At 61.6% G+C, this 14,458-nt stretch carries 19 protein-coding genes; 14 read left to right on the top strand and 5 right to left on the bottom strand.

The genetic code is table 11. The features are described from left to right. Window positions 1–33: 33 nt before the first annotated feature. The 6 genes from dsbD (at window position 34) to DDE75_RS17310 (ending at window position 5,078) form a co-directional block, all read left to right on the top strand. Window positions 34–1,809, top strand: a complete 1,776-nt coding sequence (gene dsbD, locus DDE75_RS12320; protein WP_108502717.1) for a protein-disulfide reductase DsbD — start codon at window positions 34–36, stop codon at window positions 1,807–1,809. After that, entirely contained in the window at window positions 1,806–2,606 is an 801-nt protein-coding gene (locus DDE75_RS12315) for a TlpA disulfide reductase family protein (RefSeq protein ID WP_108502667.1), read from the top strand. Before dsbD ends, DDE75_RS12315 begins: the two co-directional genes overlap by 4 nt. Further along, complete coding sequence (locus DDE75_RS12310) at window positions 2,606–3,370, top strand: L,D-transpeptidase (RefSeq protein WP_245894728.1); 765 nt, start codon at window positions 2,606–2,608, stop codon at window positions 3,368–3,370. The genes DDE75_RS12315 and DDE75_RS12310 overlap by 1 nt, the downstream gene beginning before the upstream one ends. Further along, complete coding sequence (locus tag DDE75_RS12305) at window positions 3,367–4,014, top strand: DsbA family protein (protein WP_108502665.1); 648 nt, start codon at window positions 3,367–3,369, stop codon at window positions 4,012–4,014. The genes DDE75_RS12310 and DDE75_RS12305 overlap by 4 nt, the downstream gene beginning before the upstream one ends. Window positions 4,015–4,080: 66 nt before the next feature. After that, on the top strand, window positions 4,081–4,629 hold the full coding sequence (locus DDE75_RS12300) for a L,D-transpeptidase (RefSeq protein WP_108502664.1): 549 nt from the start codon (window positions 4,081–4,083) through the stop codon (window positions 4,627–4,629). A gap of 62 nt (window positions 4,630–4,691) precedes the next feature. Beyond that, the gene (locus DDE75_RS17310) at window positions 4,692–5,078 is read left to right on the top strand and encodes a hypothetical protein (protein WP_162798990.1); all 387 of its coding nucleotides are present in this window, start codon (window positions 4,692–4,694) and stop codon (window positions 5,076–5,078) included. Here DDE75_RS17310 and DDE75_RS17675 read toward each other — a convergent pair. From DDE75_RS17675 to DDE75_RS12275, 5 genes are read right to left on the bottom strand one after another with little or no spacing between them, the layout of a single operon-like run. After that, a complete protein-coding gene (locus DDE75_RS17675; protein ID WP_245894735.1) occupies window positions 5,050–5,136 on the bottom strand; it encodes a DUF2474 family protein in 87 nt (28 codons plus the stop codon). The genes DDE75_RS17310 and DDE75_RS17675 overlap by 29 nt on opposite strands. Before the next feature lie 56 nt (window positions 5,137–5,192). Then, window positions 5,193–6,224 carry a cytochrome d ubiquinol oxidase subunit II gene (gene cydB / locus DDE75_RS12290; RefSeq protein WP_108502662.1) on the bottom strand — a complete coding sequence of 344 codons (1,032 nt, stop codon included), beginning with the start codon at window positions 6,222–6,224 and terminating at the stop codon, window positions 5,193–5,195. Window positions 6,225–6,229: 5 nt separating this feature from the next. Beyond that, a complete protein-coding gene (locus tag DDE75_RS12285) occupies window positions 6,230–7,678 on the bottom strand; it encodes a cytochrome ubiquinol oxidase subunit I (RefSeq protein WP_108502661.1) in 1,449 nt (482 codons plus the stop codon). Between the two features lie 55 nt (window positions 7,679–7,733). Continuing rightward, window positions 7,734–8,165, bottom strand: coding sequence for a DsrE family protein (locus tag DDE75_RS12280; protein ID WP_108502660.1), 432 nt, complete (start codon window positions 8,163–8,165; stop codon window positions 7,734–7,736). A 29-nt stretch (window positions 8,166–8,194) separates the two neighbouring features. Next, on the bottom strand, window positions 8,195–8,827 hold the full coding sequence (locus tag DDE75_RS12275; protein ID WP_108502659.1) for a peroxiredoxin: 633 nt from the start codon (window positions 8,825–8,827) through the stop codon (window positions 8,195–8,197). Between the two features lie 119 nt (window positions 8,828–8,946). Here DDE75_RS12275 and DDE75_RS12270 point away from each other — a divergent pair, with 119 nt between their 5' ends. From DDE75_RS12270 to DDE75_RS12235, 8 genes are all read left to right on the top strand, one after another. Beyond that, window positions 8,947–9,417 (top strand): Rrf2 family transcriptional regulator, encoded by a 471-nt coding sequence (locus DDE75_RS12270; RefSeq protein WP_108502658.1) that lies wholly within the window; start codon window positions 8,947–8,949, stop codon window positions 9,415–9,417. Continuing rightward, the gene (locus DDE75_RS12265) at window positions 9,414–10,079 is read left to right on the top strand and encodes a Crp/Fnr family transcriptional regulator (RefSeq protein WP_108502657.1); all 666 of its coding nucleotides are present in this window, start codon (window positions 9,414–9,416) and stop codon (window positions 10,077–10,079) included. Before DDE75_RS12270 ends, DDE75_RS12265 begins: the two co-directional genes overlap by 4 nt. A 96-nt stretch (window positions 10,080–10,175) precedes the next feature. Further along, window positions 10,176–10,391, top strand: a complete 216-nt coding sequence (locus DDE75_RS12260; protein ID WP_108502656.1) for a YgaP family membrane protein — start codon at window positions 10,176–10,178, stop codon at window positions 10,389–10,391. Window position 10,392: 1 nt separating this feature from the next. Further along, the gene (locus tag DDE75_RS12255) at window positions 10,393–10,824 is read left to right on the top strand and encodes a YeeE/YedE family protein (protein WP_108502655.1); all 432 of its coding nucleotides are present in this window, start codon (window positions 10,393–10,395) and stop codon (window positions 10,822–10,824) included. A gap of 3 nt (window positions 10,825–10,827) precedes the next feature. Next, window positions 10,828–11,259 (top strand): DUF6691 family protein, encoded by a 432-nt coding sequence (locus tag DDE75_RS12250; RefSeq protein WP_108502654.1) that lies wholly within the window; start codon window positions 10,828–10,830, stop codon window positions 11,257–11,259. A gap of 29 nt (window positions 11,260–11,288) precedes the next feature. Next, entirely contained in the window at window positions 11,289–12,170 is an 882-nt protein-coding gene (locus DDE75_RS12245; protein WP_108502653.1) for an MBL fold metallo-hydrolase, read from the top strand. A 35-nt stretch (window positions 12,171–12,205) separates the two neighbouring features. After that, the gene (locus DDE75_RS12240) at window positions 12,206–12,697 is read left to right on the top strand and encodes a bacterioferritin (RefSeq protein ID WP_108502652.1); all 492 of its coding nucleotides are present in this window, start codon (window positions 12,206–12,208) and stop codon (window positions 12,695–12,697) included. A 79-nt stretch (window positions 12,698–12,776) separates the two neighbouring features. Then, window positions 12,777–14,456, top strand: coding sequence for a bifunctional protein tyrosine phosphatase family protein/NAD(P)/FAD-dependent oxidoreductase (locus DDE75_RS12235; RefSeq protein WP_108502651.1), 1,680 nt, complete (start codon window positions 12,777–12,779; stop codon window positions 14,454–14,456). Window positions 14,457–14,458 lie beyond the last annotated feature (2 nt).

The raw sequence follows: 14,458 nt of genomic DNA, 5'->3' as shown, positions 1-14,458 counted from the left end.
ACTTAAGCTTGTCTTTCCAGATGCGGTGTCATGATGACACGTATTCTTATGGCGGTCCTGACCGCTTTGATGATCCAGTCCCCGGCCGCGATGGCCCAAGGCGCCCCTTTGGATCCCCTTGACGCCTTTACGCTGACGGTGACGCCCGATAGGACGGGCAACCTGACGGTCGAGTGGGACGTCCAGCCAGGCTATTATCTGTATCGCAGCAAGATCCTAGCCGAGGGAGAAACCGGTTCCATCCCGCTGGACCTGCCCGAGGGCGAAATTTACGATGACCCGTGGATGGGCCAGGACGAGATTTATCGCGAGCCAGTCACCACGACCATTCCAGAGCCACAAGGACCAGTGACGCTGTACTGGCAGGGCTGTCAGCAGGACGGCATCTGCTATGCTCCCCAGAAGGTCGCGCTGGACGCGTCCAGGCAGGTCATTGCGGAACCGCCCCTAGACAGCGGTCTGTCTGGATGGACCGCCGACGGCGGATTGCAAGCATCTCCGGCTGCATCGGCCGATCTTACCCTGGCACAGGATCAGGGGATCGTCGCGGGCTTGGCGGGGCGTGGCGGCGCGGTGCTGGTGATCGCCGGGTTCTTCGGGTTCGGACTGCTGCTCTCGCTGACGCCCTGCGTGCTGCCGATGGTGCCGATCGTGGCAGGGATGCTGACGCGGCAGGGCGCGGGGCTGACGGCAGCGCGCGGTCTGGCGTTGACCGGCGCATATGTCGTGGCGATGGCCGGGGCATTCGGCCTGCTTGGCCTGGTGGCCGCCTGGTCGGGCGCGAACCTGCAGGCAGCGCTGCAATCGCCTGCCGCCATTGGGGTGATCGCGGCGATCTTCGTGACGCTCGCCCTGTCGATGTTCGGCCTGTTCGAGATGCAGATGCCCGCTGCTTGGCAGGCACGCTTGGCCGCGCGCCAAAGTGGCGGCGGCTCGCTAATTGGTGCGGCGGCGCTTGGCTTCGGATCGGCACTGATCGTGGGGCCCTGCGTGACGGCACCCCTGGCCGGTGCGCTGATCTATATCGCGCAGACTGGCGATGTTGTTCTGGGCGCGGCGGCCTTGTTCGCGCTTGGACTGGGACAGGGCGTGCCGCTACTGGCGGTGGGGGCGTTCGGTCCCTCCGTTCTGCCCCACCGCGGTGCCTGGATGGAGCGGGTGAAGCTGATCTTCGGTGTCGTCTTCCTAGGGCTGGCAATCTGGCTGGCGGGGCGCATCCTGCCCGGGCCCGCCGTGCTGGCCTTGTGGGCCGCGCTGTTGACCGGATGCGGCGTGGCCATCGGCGCGCTGGACCGGCTGTCGCCCAAGACGGGCCGGGGTGTGCGGATGGCGGCGGCGGCTGGCCTGCTGCTGGTCTTTGCCGGGTTGGTCCAGGGCCTTGGCGCGGCCTTGGGCGGGGATGATCCGGCGCGGCCCTTGGCCCCATTGGCCAGCAGGCAGGCCCCCGCCGAGGATGATCTGACATTTCAGACCGTCACGACCCAAGCAGGGCTGACGCAGGCGCTGCAGGCCCCCGGCCCTGCGCTGGTTTACGTTACCGCTGATTGGTGCGTGATCTGCCGGGCGATCGAGCGGGGCCCGATGACCGACCCGCAGGTGATGGCCGCAATGCAGGATCTGGTCCGCATTAAGGTCGATGTCACCGACTTTACCGACGAGACGCAGGCCATGATGGCCGATCTGGCCGCAGCGGGTCCGCCTACGTTGGTCTTCGTCGACGCTGCCCGGACCGAGGCCCAAGGCAGCCGCCTGATAGGCGAAATGGCCGCTGAAGAATTGCTGTCTTCGGTCCGGCAGGTTGCGCCATGAACGCGGTCGCTCTCGGGCCTTTCGTCTTCGAGGCCGGGCGGCTGGCTGCAATCGGCGCAATCCTTCTGTTTACGCTCCTCGTCGGGCTGCTGGCCAAGCGTGGTCCCACAGGCGCGGATGCCTGGGCGATGTGGGCGGTGCTGGGATGGATCATCGGCGCGCGGGCTGGGTTCGTGATCACGCATTGGGGTGATTTTGCCCGCGATCCCTTGGACGCGCTGGCCGTCTGGCAGGGCGGTTTTACGCCCCGTGCCGGTTGGGTTGCAGGCGGCGCCGTGCTGCTCCTCGCGGCACTGCGGGGGCGGCAAGCGGTGCTGCGCCCGCTGCTGATGGCGGCCGCCATCACCGGCGTGGCGCATCAGGCGGCGGTATCGATCCTGCCGCGCCCGGCCATGACCATTCCCATGATCGAACTGTTGGCGCTGGACGGTACGTCCATGCAACTGGCCGGGCGCGACCGGGTGGTCGTGCTGAATCTGTGGGCTACCTGGTGTCCGCCCTGCCGACGCGAGATGCCGATGATGACCGATCTGGCCGCCCAGATGCCTGGGGTTGATTTTATCTTCGCCAATCAGGGTGAACGCTCCGACCAGATCTTTGCCTTTCTAGCCGCCGAGAACTTGCCCCTGGACGGCATGCTGCGCGACCCCAGCAGCCATCTGATGGCCCGACTGCGTGCGGTAGGCATGCCCACCACGCTGGTCTTCGATGCGGACGGCACGCTGGTCCGCGCTCATACCGGAGAGATTTCGCGCGCCGCGCTGCGCGCCCTGATAGAGACGGCAAGGGAGCCATGATGAAGCGATACTTGAAATCACTGCTGGCCGGGACGGCCTTGTTGGCCTTGGCAGCCTGTCAGCCTGCGACGCCGCCTCATCCCGCGCCGACGGCACCGGTCGCGGCTCCGGTCAGCCCGGGCACCGCGGCGATGTATGCAGCCCAGCCCGACGGGGATCTGACCGTGCCCGCCATTCCTCCCTCGCTCCTGACCGAGGACAAAGCGCGTCAGGTCGTCCCTTATTGGACCGATCACCCGGTCGGCACGATCATTGTCGATCCTTATGCCAAGCGCCTGTATCATGTGCAGGCCGACAACACCGCCATGCGCTATACCGTGGGCGTGGGCGCTGCCGGCTATGGCTTTACCGGAGAGGCGCATACCCCCTATCAGCGCGACTGGCCGCGATGGACGCCGACCGACAGCATGTTGGCCGAAAACCCTGAAATGTACGGGCCCTCGGCGGATGGGGTCGATGGCGGGCTGATGAACCCGATGGGCGCACGGGCGCTGTACATCCACAATTCGGGTGGTGATACCTACTACCGCATCCACGGCACGCCGGACCCGGAATCCATCGGCACAGCCTCCTCGGCTGGCTGCATCAGGCTGTTCAATCAGGACATCATTCATCTGGCCGAACGCACCGACAGCATGGCCAAGGTCATCGTTCTCTCGCAGGCGCAGTCGGGCATGGGGACCACGCCGCCCGGTTCTATCCACAGGCCGGTGCCCGTCACGGCAACAGATGACACCACGGACATTACTGGAGGCACACCATGACCCCCACCCGTCGAGCCATTCTGGCAGGAGGCGCAGGCATTGGAATCCTTGCCTTGGGCGGCGTCGGTCTGACCCGGTTCATCGGGAATTCCACGGCCGATAACTCTGGCAAGGAACCACAGGTGCAAGCCGTCTTGTTCGACCCCGACCAGCCGGTGTTGGGCAATCCGCAGGGCGATGTGACCGTGGCCGAATTCTTCGATTACCAATGTCCATTCTGCAAGCGCGGTCATGCGGATCTGATGGCCGAGGTCGAGGCCGACGGGAACGTGCGGCTCATCTTGAAGGATTGGCCGATCTTCGGCGGCTCTTCCATCATGGCCTCGCAGATGGTGTTAGGGGCGATCGCATCGGACGACTATACCGCCGCGCAAGCAGCCCTGATGGCCACCCCGGCTCGCCTTTCAGACGACGATGTACGCCGGACATTGACTCGGGCAGGCTTCGATCCAGAAGCTCTCTTGGCATCTTACCGGCAGGACCGTGACCGGTGGGACGGGCTGATCAACCGAAATGGCCAGCACGCGGCAGCTCTGGGCCTGCAAGGCACACCCGCCTTCATCGTTGGGCGCCAAATCCACGCGGGCGCGATGGACCGGACCGCCTTGAACAGGGCCATCGCTGCGGCGCGCGAGGTATCTTAAGCCTCGCTTAAGCTGGCGAAAGCATTTTCGGGCCAGCATAAAAGAAACCAGCATGAGGAACAGCACATGACAGGATTGTCTCGCCGCCGCACACTGGGCCTGATCGCGTTTGGGGGATTGGCCGTACCCGTGATCGCCCGCGCACAGACCATGCCTACGCGCAATATCAGCAGTTTCACCATGCAGCGCTGGCAGGATCATTTCGACGAGCTGGGTCCTGGGGCGATCGTCGCCGATACCGAGTCGCGTGCGCTGCATTTCTGGTCGGGAGACGGTCAGACCTATCGCACCTACCCAACCTCAGTACCGATCTCAGAAGAGTTGACCAAGCGCGGCCATACCAAGATCGTGCGGAAAAAAGTGGGCCCCAGCTGGACGCCCACCGCATCCATGATGGAGCGGTTTCCTCAATACAAACCCATGGGGCCGGGTCCCGACAACCCGCTTGGCACCCATGCGATGTATCTTTCTTGGCCCGCCTATCTGATCCATGGTACGCACGACACCCGAAAGATCGGACGTCTTTCTTCGGACGGCTGTATTGGGCTCTATAATGAGAAGATCGAGGAACTGTTCGCCCTGTGCCCCATCGGGACGCAGGTACGGATTATCTGATCAAAACGGATAGGGCTGCGACGCCTGTCCAAGATAGTCGCATCCCAAGCATGGATGGTGCAATGATCCTTGAACGCAAGGATCATTGCTCGGGTCGCGATGTCCCGGTCCGACGCGAGCGGATGTTCTTAGGTGAAAGCCACGCGACTTCCGAAGAATTTCGACGATACGACGTTCGTAATACAGAATGGACCAAAGGCGCACTTGTCTCTCATGTTTCATCCTGGTTGGGACAAGTTATTCCGGCGAATGCCGAGGAACTCAATGAACAGGTTCGACGGCCATACTTGGCCAAGCATGCTGCCCATTCTATAACGCCGATGGATCATTTGTTTGATGCCTGGTGTCAAACTTCATACCGAAGCGCAGAACCGAAAAAACAAAGGATGAAGCGCAAGCGCCTCGTTGGTTGTCATGGGCCTAACCAAGCCCAAGCCATAAGCGAATAGCGTATGCCACTGCCCCAAGAGCTGCGACCGAAGCAACCCAAAGGCCGATGAACCACATTATTCGCTGAACGAGCCGATTGCGTGCGCTGCTGCCAGCGCTGTTTGCGCGTTGCATTAGTGGTATCCTTCGTCTGGATCCACCTTTCCACGGAAGACCCAATAGGCATAAGCCGTATAGGAAAGGATGATCGGGATCAAAATGCCCGCCCCGATGATCATGAAGAGTTGGCTCTCGTATGGAGCGGCCGCCTCCCACAAAGTGATCTGGGTTGGTACGATATAGGGGAACATACAGATCCCAAGACCCACGAAGCACAGGCCGAACATCGCCAAGGCCAAAACAAAGGGCCAGTGGTCATGGCGATGCACATGTATTGCCCGAAACATCAGGAATGAAAGGCCAAGGACTGCGGCTGCCACCAACGCGGCAAGCAGAATGCGGGCGCCTGCGAACCAGCGCACGAAGTATCCCTCCTGCAGGAATGGTGTCCAGATGCTGATTGCGCCGATGAATGCCACAGTCGCGATTCCCAGGATCCAAGCCCGGCTGCGCATGCGATCCTGAAGCTCTCCATCGGTCTTCATGATCAGCCAAGTCGCTCCCAGAAGCATGTAGCCAACCATGACAGCGAAGCCGACCGTCACCGAGAAGGGCGTCAGCCAGTCCCACCAGCCGCCGGCATAGGCACGAGCGGCCTTGTCGATCGTGATGCCCTGCAGCAGCCCGCCAAGCGCGATGCCCTGGCTGAGCGCGGCCACCGCCGAGCCGCCGATGAAGGCAATGTCCCAGACACCGCGCCAACGTTCGGTGCGCCAGCGGAACTCGAAGGCGACGCCCCTGAAGATGAGGGCCAGCAGCATTGCTATGATCGGCACATAGAGAGCTGGAAGGATAAGGGCGTAAGCCAGCGGGAACGCCGCAAAAAGGCCGCCGCCTCCGAGGACGAGCCAAGTCTCGTTTCCGTCCCAAACGGGCGCAACCGAGTTCATCATCACGTCGCGGTGCCGTCGATCAGGCTCCACGGCGAACAGCATGCCCAAGCCCAGATCGAACCCGTCGAGGACGACATAGATGAGCACAGCAAGGGCGATCAGGAACCCCCAGACAAAGGTGAGGTCGAATGCGACCCCTTCGGCGATGGGCATTGGTTTCACTCTCCCGGATTGGCAGCTTCTGGGCGCCGCATGGTTTCCTCGATGGCCGGCGTGATGCCGGCCGTGCGGATAGGCCCCTTGGTGACGTCCTTCAAACGCGGTTCGTCGAAGACCGGCGGACGGCTCATCAGTCTCAGGATGTAGAAGGTGCCTGCGCCGAACACGGAAAAATACACCACGACAAAGGCCACAAGCGATGTTCCGACGGCGGCGGCGTCAAGCGGCGCCGCACTTTCCGTGGTTCGCAGCAGCCCATAGACCGTATAGGGTTGGCGACCGACTTCGGTCGTGATCCATCCGGCCAGAACCGCGATCAGCCCCGAGGGCGCCATGGCCAAGGCAGCGCGATGCAGCCACGGCGCCTCGAAGAGACGGCCGCGCCAGCGCGCCCAAAGTGACCAGCCTCCGATCCCAAGCATGGCAAAGCCCAATGCCACCATGATGCGGAACGACCAGAAGACGATGCCCACCGGCGGCTGTTCATTGTCGGGGATGGTGTCGAGCCCATCCATCGGCGCATCGAGATGATGCTTGAGGATCAGCGACGACAGCTTCGGAATACCGACGGCATAATCGAGGGTCTGCGTTTCATCGTTGGGAATGCCGAAGAGATAGAGCGGCGCGCCCTCCGGGTGGCTTTCATAGTGACCCTCCATGGCCATGACCTTGGCGGGCTGGTGTTCCAGCGTATTCAACCCATGCGCATCGCCCAGGAAAATCTGCGCCGGCGCCACGATGGCCGCCATCCACATCGCCATCGAGAACATTGTCCTGGTGGCTTCGGACGTGGCCTCGCCCCGCCTCCGACGGCGCAGCAGGTGGAATGCCGCTACACCGCCGACGATAAATGCTGTCGTGAGGTAGGCCGCTATCACCGTATGCACGAGCCGATAGGGGAAAGATGGGTTGAAGATGATGTCCCAGAAATTCTCCGGCAGGAACTGCCCGGTTTCCGGATCGATTGAGAACCCCGCAGGCGTCTGCATCCAACTGTTCACGCTGAGAATCCAGAAGGCCGAAAAGAACGTGCCGAGCGCGACCATCGCGGTGGCAATCATGTGAAGGGTCGGTCCCACGCGCTCTCGGCCAAAGAGCATGATCCCGAGAAAGCCCGCCTCGAGGAAGAAGGCCGAGAGCACCTCGTATGCCATGGGTGCACCGATGACAGGCCCGGCCTTGTCGGAAAACACGGACCAGTTCGTCCCGAACTGGTAGGACATCACGATGCCCGAAACGACGCCCATAGCGAAAGCCAAGGCAAAAATTTTCACCCAGTACCGGAAAAGATCAAGATACTTATGGTTCTTCGTCCAGAGCCACAGACCGTTGAGCACGGCCAGATAGCTCGCGAGACCAATGGTGAAAGCCGGAAAGAGAAAGTGAAAGCTTACCGTGAAGGCAAACTGAATGCGGGCGAGGAGGACCGCGTCGAAGGAGGCGAGCATGGGGGTCTCCGGGGTGGGAACATGACGGGTGGTACTGCCATCCGCGTGACGTTGTTCAGAAGGTCAGGATGCGAACGTTCGGCGCAAGCAGGCGCGCGGCCATTGCGGCCGGATCAGCGGGGCTGATCCCGTCCAGCAAGACCTCGGGATCTGCGCCCTTGTTCGGCAGATAAATTGCGCAGACCTCGACTTGGGCGCCTGCTTCCATGATCTGCCGCATCAGCCCTTGGGGGCTCATGCCACGCGGTTGCTGTGGGGCGGTCGCTGAAGCTGGGGGTTCCATCAGGGCCAAATCGCCGGCCGGGCCACAGAGCATGATATGGGCCTTGGCACCTTGCTGAACCGCCTGCATGGTCAGGACCATGCCCATCAGCTGGGTTTGCGCGTCTTCCGACGTTACGATCGTCACCAATCCCGGAACTTCCTGCGCTTGTGCAAGCCCGGCAAGCCCCATCACGGTCAGCGCTGCGTATGCAAGCCGTTTCATGTCGTTTCTCCGCTGCAATTCGTGCGTGATCAGTCGTGAACTTGTGTCATCCGCAGATAGGGACGAAGCGTTGTCCAACCCTGCGGGAACAGATCTTTTGCTGTGACGTCATCGATCGAGGGTGGAATGATGACCTCGTCGCCGGGTCGCCAGTCGGCCGGCGTTGCAATTTTATACCTGTCCCCTGCCTGAAGCGCATCGATCACGCGCAGAATTTCATCGAAGTTGCGACCGACGCTCATGGGATAAGTCATTGTCAATCGAAGCCTTTTCTCAGGATCGATGATGAAGACAGAACGCACCGCAGCTGTTGCGGACTGGGCGGGATGGATCATGTCATAGAGACGCGCGATCTTCAGATCGGGATCGGCGACGATCGGAAACTGCAGAGTCGTGTTCTGGGTCTCGTTGACATCGTCGATCCACTGCAGATGCTCTTCGACGGAATCGGTGCTTAGCCCGATGGGTTCGACACCGCGCTTCTCGAATTCTGCACCGAGCTGCGATGTCCGGCCCATCTCGGTGGTGCAAACCGGAGTAAAGTCGCCAGGGTGGCTGAAAAAGAAAGCCCACTTGTTACCGATCCAAGCATGGAATGAGATAGGACCGGTCGTCGTCTCGGCGGTGAAGTCCGGGACGACGTCTCCAAGAAGTAGCGGCATAATTTGTCCTTTCAGAAATTTAGCTACCCGCTACCGCACGAAAGCTGCCGACTCAGTGACATTGTCACCAAGCTTAAAAAAACTTATATCGGTAATATATCTTCGACAGGGAGGTGCCGATGAAACTTACGGCATATTCGAATTATGCACTGAGGTCGCTGCAACTTGCCGCGCTCAGATCACCCGATCTTGTCCGCGTGGACGATGTGGTCCGCGTGCACGGGTTGGCCCGACCGCATATCGTGAAGATCGTTCATGAACTGGGACAGGCCGGTCTGGTCGAGACCAGGCGCGGAAGGGGCGGTGGTTTCAGACTGTCACATCCTGCTGAAGACATCGTCGTCGGTGACGTCATCCGCCTGACAGAAGGACCGCTGGAATTGGTCGAATGCTTCAACCCCGAACGCAACAGCTGCCCCCTGATCGGCATCTGCAAGCTATCGCGGGCTTTGCACGAGGCGACCAAAGCATTCATGACGGTTCTAGATGAACTCACGCTGGCGGATATCGCATCGAACAGAGGTGAGCTTTTGTCCCGTATAGCGCCCCTTGCAGAGGGCATCGTTTCCCCGATGCGGAGGGCGCGATGAACAACCGCGATTGGACCGAACAGTTTCTAGGAACCCGAAACCTTCCACGCACCGTGCGGGACCGGCTGCTGAAGGTGGCGCAGATCCGCAGATACCCCAAGGGCCAAGAGGTTTTCGGCCCGCGTAACATCCCGGACAGCCTGCTGTTTTTGCTAGAGGGCACCATCCGCGTTTCGCAGACATCCGAGAACGGTCGTGACATTGTGCTGTACCGCGTTGATGCGGGTGAAAGCTGCGTGTTGACCACGGCCTGCATGCTGGCCGAAGAGGCCTACAACGCCGAAGGCTTGGCAGAGACTGAAATCAGTGTTGTGGTTCTTTCAAGGCCCGCCTTCGACATGCTTGTCGCCGAGGAAGCAGCTTTCCGCAACTTCGTGTTTGCTGCCTATTCAAGGCGGCTGATCGACCTTCTGCGCGTCGTGGACGATGTCGCCTTCGGCAAGATCGACGTCAGACTGGCCGAACGCCTGCTCGTCCTGGTGGGCGACGACCGGGAAATCGCCGCGACTCACGCGCAGATTGCCAGTGAACTGGGGACCGCGCGCGAGGTTGTGTCGCGCGTGCTGCATGATTTCCACAAGCGCGGCTACATCGCGCAATCGCGCGGACGGATAGAGGTCACCGATAAGCCGGCCCTGCGTGCGCTTGCCGAAAGCGACTAGCGGATCGGCGAAAAAAATCGGCGCTCGGTGACAATATCACTGAAACGGTGCCGACAAAGTTATATGTCATGGTCAACTTCAAGTCCGGAGGACGCCATGACGACCAATGTCGGAACTCTTGACCGTATCCTGCGCGCCGCGCTGGGGCTGGTCCTGCTTTATCTCGCCTTCTTTAGCGGTCTGCAGCTCTTCGCCGAGCCTCTGTTCAAATATGGTGCGGCCTTCGTTGGCGTCGTCATGCTCGCGACGTCGCTGATGAAGGTGTGCCCGCTCTACTCAATGCTCGGTCTCAAAACATGTCGGGACTGCTGAGATGGAGACTGTGTTCACTCCGGTCACTTCGTTCGGCGGCGGTCTGCTGATCGGACTTGGCGCGGTCCTTCTGATGCTCGGGCTCGGCCGGATCTTCGGTGCGACAGGCATCCTGTCGGGCGCGATCTTTGCGGAAAGCCGCGAGGAGCTAAGCTGGCGGCTTGCGATGATCGCCGGAATGATCCTTGCCCCCGTGCTGATCTTCGCCGTGACAGGCGCGATGCCGGCGCTGACGGTTCCGGTCAGCCCGGCGATGATCGCCGTTGGTGGCGTCATCGTGGGGCTGGGCGCCAGCCTTGGGTCCGGCTGCACATCGGGGCATGGGGTCTGCGGGCTGTCGCGCCTGTCGATCCGGTCGCTGGTCGCCGTGCCCACCTTCATGGCGACGGCCGCGATCACCGTCTTCCTTGTCCGCCACGTGTTCGGAGGCTGATCCATGAAGCTTGTCCTTGCACTTCTCGCAGGTGTCGTCTTTGGCACCGGTATCGCCCTTTCGGGCATGATGGACCCGGCGAAAGTGCTCAACTTCTTCGATCTGGCGGGCAGCTGGGACCCGAGCCTGGCCTTCGTCATGGGCGGGGCGCTGATCGTTGCGGCCATCGGTTACCGCTTGGTCTGGCGGCGCAAGGCTCCCCTTTTCGGCGGACGCTTCCAGGTGCCCACCGGAACCGACATCGACATGAAGCTTGTCGGGGGGTCGGCCTTGTTCGGGATCGGCTGGGGCATTGCCGGCTTCTGTCCCGGCGCGGCCATTCCGGCCCTCGGGACGGGGCGTTGGGAAGTCGCCCTGTTCCTGGTCTCCGTCACCCTCGGCTTCTGGCTGCGCCGCATCCTGGCGCCACTCGGACGACCGCGCGCCGCATCCTGACCCACCGCACCATTCCAGGAGAGAACACCATGACATACCCCGTGGACATGACCATCAAACCCGAGGTCCAGGCCTTCTTCGACGACGCCACGAACACGATCAGCTACATCGTGAAGGACCCGACGTCCGACGCCTGCGCCATCATCGATAGCGTCATGGACATCGACTATGCCGCCGGGCGCATCACCTACGACCATGCGGACGAACTGATCCGGCAGGTGCAGTCGCAGGGGCTGAAGCTGGAATGGATCATCGAGACCCACGTCCACGCCGATCACCTGTCCGCAGCCCCCTACATCCAGCAGAAACTGGGGGGACGGATCGGTATCGGCTCGAAGATCATGGTCGTGCAGGAGACCTTCGGAAAGGTGTTCAACGAGGGCACCGAGTTTCAGCGCGATGGCAGCCAGTTCGACCGGTTGTTCGAGGATGGCGACCGCTACATGATCGGCAACCTGCCGGCATTCGCCATCTACACGCCCGGCCACACCCCGGCCTGCATGGTGCACGTGATGGGGAACGCGGCTTTCGTGGGCGACACGCTGTTCATGCCCGACGGCGGTTCGGCGCGTGCCGATTTCCCGGGCGGAGATGCGGCGACGCTTTACGACTCGATCCAGAAGGTCCTGTCGCTGCCGGACGAGATGCGGCTGTTCATGTGCCACGACTATGGACCGAACGGGCGCGACATCCAGTGGGAAACCACGGTGGGTGAGGAAAAGGCCCACAACATCCATGTGGGCGAAGGCAAGACAAAGGAGGATTTCGTTAAGTTCCGCACCGAGCGTGACGCGACCCTGGCGATGCCCAAGCTGATCATCCCGTCGCTCCAGGTGAACATGCGCGCAGGCGAGGTGCCGACCGACAAGGACGGCAACCCGGTGCTCAAGGTGCCCCTGAACGGTCTCTGAGAGATACTGCGCTTACACATCGGAAGGAGAAGACAATGTCGAACAACGCAACGGTGGAGAACCTGAACAAGGCGCTTCAAATGGAAATGAGCGCCGCGCATCAGTATCAATTGCACGCGCATGTCCTCGACGATTGGGGCCTCAATTTGCTGGCAGACAAGATGCGCGAGGAACAGGCAGAGGAAATCGGACACTCCGACCTGTTCATCGAGCGCATCATGTTCCTGAAAGGAACGCCCGAGATTGCTTTCGCAAAATCGCCCAAGCGTGCGGAAACCCTGCCGGATATGTTCAAGGCCGACCTTGCCGATGAAGAGGAGGCCATTGAATTCTATCTCAGCGCGGCCCGACAAGCCTATGAGGTCAACGATGTCGGATCGCGCATGCTTTTCGAAAGGATCGCCATGGATGAAGAAGGCCATAAGGCCTGGTTGGAGCTGCAACTGGAGTTGATCGACCGCATCGGCGACCGGGCGTACAGCGCGAAGATGGTTTCGGTCATACAAGTCGAAGACCCATCCACTTGAAGAAGTCCGCAGGCGCGATGGCGGCGCTTTGTCGTCGGTGAACGGTCTTAGATCGAAACCAAAAGGGAGGAATGCAACGATGGAACTGAAAGAAATCTCGCCGAAAGTTACGGTGTCCCCGCAGATCGCAGCCATGGACATGGCCGCGATCAAGGCTGCAGGCTATCGTGCGATCATCTGCAATCGCCCCGATGGGGAAGGCGCGGATCAACCGAGCTTCGAAGAGATCGAGGCCGCTGCCAAGGCCGAGGGGATCGAGACGCGCTACGTCCCGGTTGAGTCGGGGATGGTGACCGATCAGAACGTTGCTGCCTTCGGCCAGGCGCTGGCAGAGGTGCAACGCCCGGTCCTGGCCTACTGCCGGACCGGCACACGCTCGGCTACACTCTGGTCGCTGCACGAGGCGAAAAAGCGACCCGTCTCGGAGATCCTCGCCATGACGAAGGCGGCAGGCTATGACATGAACGGTGTCGCGCGCCGCGTCGCCAACGGCGGCAAGACCCCGACCGACACGGGCGATGCGCACTACAAAGTGGTCATCGTCGGCGCGGGTGCCGGCGGCATCGCAGTCGCGGCAAGTCTCAAATCGCGCAAGCCCGGCCTCGATATCGCGATCATCGATCCGGCCGAGATCCACTATTACCAGCCCGGCTGGACGATGGTCGGCGGCGGCATCTTCGAGGCACAGGAAACCGCCAAGACAATGGGCGGCCTGATCCCGAAAGGGGTCAAGTGGATCAAGGCCGCGGTCGCGGCCTTCGAGCCGCAGAACAACGCGATCATCCTCGATGGTTGCCGTGTCGTGAAATACGATCGTCTCGTCGTCTGTCCCGGTCTCAAGCTCGACTGGGGCAAGGTCGATGGCCTTGTCGATACGCTCGGCCGAAACGGGGTAACCTCGAACTATCGCTACGACCTAGCGCCCTACACTTGGCAACTGGTGCGGGAGATGCGCGGCGGCACCGCGCTCTTCACCCAGCCACCGATGCCAATCAAATGCGCCGGCGCGCCGCAGAAGGCGATGTATCTCTCGGCAGACCACTGGCACCGGTCCGGTCGTCTCAAGAACATCGACATCCACTTCTGCAACGCGGGCGGCGTGCTCTTTGGCGTGAAGGACTACGTGCCGACACTGATGGAATACGTGAAGAAGTACGACGCAACGCTGGACTTCTTTCACAATCTCGTGGCGGTCGACGGGCCAGCGAAGACGGCCACCTTCGAGGTCAAGGAGGCCGAGAAGGAACCCCGCCGCGTCGAGATTGAGTTTGACATGATGCATGTCTGCCCGCCGCAGACAGCGCCGGACTTCATTCGCGTCTCGCCGCTGGCCGATCCGGCAGGCTGGGTCAACGTTGACCAGGCGACGCTGCGCCACAAGAGCTTCGACAACATCTGGGCGCTTGGCGACGTGATGAACGCGCCCAATGCCAAGACCGCCGCCGCAGCGCGCAAGCAGGCACCGACGGTGGCCGAGAACATCGTGGCCGACATCGCGGGAAAATCGGCAGTCGCCCAATACGACGGCTATGGTTCTTGCCCGCTGACGGTCGAGCGCGGCAAGATCGTCTTGGCCGAATTCGGCTATGGCGGGGTGGTCAAGCCAAGCTTTCCGTCCTTCCTGATCGACGGCACAAGGCCAAGCCGCGCGGCGTGGTTCCTGAAGGAAAGGCTGCTGCCGCCGATCTATTGGCGGGCGATGCTGCGGGGACACGAATGGATGGCCAGGCCCGAAAGGCTGGGAACCGCCGCCGAATGACC

Origin of the sequence: Paracoccus indicus, assembly GCF_003056335.1 — a bacterium.
In the GTDB taxonomy this organism is placed as follows: Bacteria; Pseudomonadota; Alphaproteobacteria; order Rhodobacterales; family Rhodobacteraceae; genus Paracoccus; species Paracoccus indicus.
Note: the sequence above shows the minus strand (reverse complement) of the source record. Positions and strands in the feature narration are given on the sequence as shown.

What these genes read in the sequence shown, in the direction of transcription:
- DDE75_RS12240 (WP_108502652.1), top strand. Translation starts at nt 12,206, where the DNA reads ATGTCGAACAACGCAACGGTGGAGAACCTGAACAAGGCGCTTCAAATG.
- DDE75_RS12315 (WP_108502667.1), top strand. Translation starts at nt 1,806, where the DNA reads ATGAACGCGGTCGCTCTCGGGCCTTTCGTCTTCGAGGCCGGGCGGCTG.
- DDE75_RS12270 (WP_108502658.1), top strand. Translation starts at nt 8,947, where the DNA reads ATGAAACTTACGGCATATTCGAATTATGCACTGAGGTCGCTGCAACTT.
- DDE75_RS12260 (WP_108502656.1), top strand. Translation starts at nt 10,176, where the DNA reads ATGACGACCAATGTCGGAACTCTTGACCGTATCCTGCGCGCCGCGCTG.
- DDE75_RS12235 (WP_108502651.1), top strand. Translation starts at nt 12,777, where the DNA reads ATGGAACTGAAAGAAATCTCGCCGAAAGTTACGGTGTCCCCGCAGATC.
- cydB (WP_108502662.1), bottom strand. Translation starts at nt 6,224, where the DNA reads ATGCCCATCGCCGAAGGGGTCGCATTCGACCTCACCTTTGTCTGGGGG.
- DDE75_RS12245 (WP_108502653.1), top strand. Translation starts at nt 11,289, where the DNA reads ATGACATACCCCGTGGACATGACCATCAAACCCGAGGTCCAGGCCTTC.
- DDE75_RS12310 (WP_245894728.1), top strand. Translation starts at nt 2,606, where the DNA reads ATGAAGCGATACTTGAAATCACTGCTGGCCGGGACGGCCTTGTTGGCC.
- DDE75_RS12305 (WP_108502665.1), top strand. Translation starts at nt 3,367, where the DNA reads ATGACCCCCACCCGTCGAGCCATTCTGGCAGGAGGCGCAGGCATTGGA.
- DDE75_RS12255 (WP_108502655.1), top strand. Translation starts at nt 10,393, where the DNA reads ATGGAGACTGTGTTCACTCCGGTCACTTCGTTCGGCGGCGGTCTGCTG.
- DDE75_RS12275 (WP_108502659.1), bottom strand. Translation starts at nt 8,827, where the DNA reads ATGCCGCTACTTCTTGGAGACGTCGTCCCGGACTTCACCGCCGAGACG.
- DDE75_RS12300 (WP_108502664.1), top strand. Translation starts at nt 4,081, where the DNA reads ATGACAGGATTGTCTCGCCGCCGCACACTGGGCCTGATCGCGTTTGGG.
- DDE75_RS12250 (WP_108502654.1), top strand. Translation starts at nt 10,828, where the DNA reads ATGAAGCTTGTCCTTGCACTTCTCGCAGGTGTCGTCTTTGGCACCGGT.
- DDE75_RS12280 (WP_108502660.1), bottom strand. Translation starts at nt 8,165, where the DNA reads ATGAAACGGCTTGCATACGCAGCGCTGACCGTGATGGGGCTTGCCGGG.
- DDE75_RS12265 (WP_108502657.1), top strand. Translation starts at nt 9,414, where the DNA reads ATGAACAACCGCGATTGGACCGAACAGTTTCTAGGAACCCGAAACCTT.
- DDE75_RS12285 (WP_108502661.1), bottom strand. Translation starts at nt 7,678, where the DNA reads ATGCTCGCCTCCTTCGACGCGGTCCTCCTCGCCCGCATTCAGTTTGCC.
- DDE75_RS17675 (WP_245894735.1), bottom strand. Translation starts at nt 5,136, where the DNA reads ATGTGGTTCATCGGCCTTTGGGTTGCTTCGGTCGCAGCTCTTGGGGCA.
- DDE75_RS17310 (WP_162798990.1), top strand. Translation starts at nt 4,692, where the DNA reads ATGATCCTTGAACGCAAGGATCATTGCTCGGGTCGCGATGTCCCGGTC.
- dsbD (WP_108502717.1), top strand. Translation starts at nt 34, where the DNA reads ATGACACGTATTCTTATGGCGGTCCTGACCGCTTTGATGATCCAGTCC.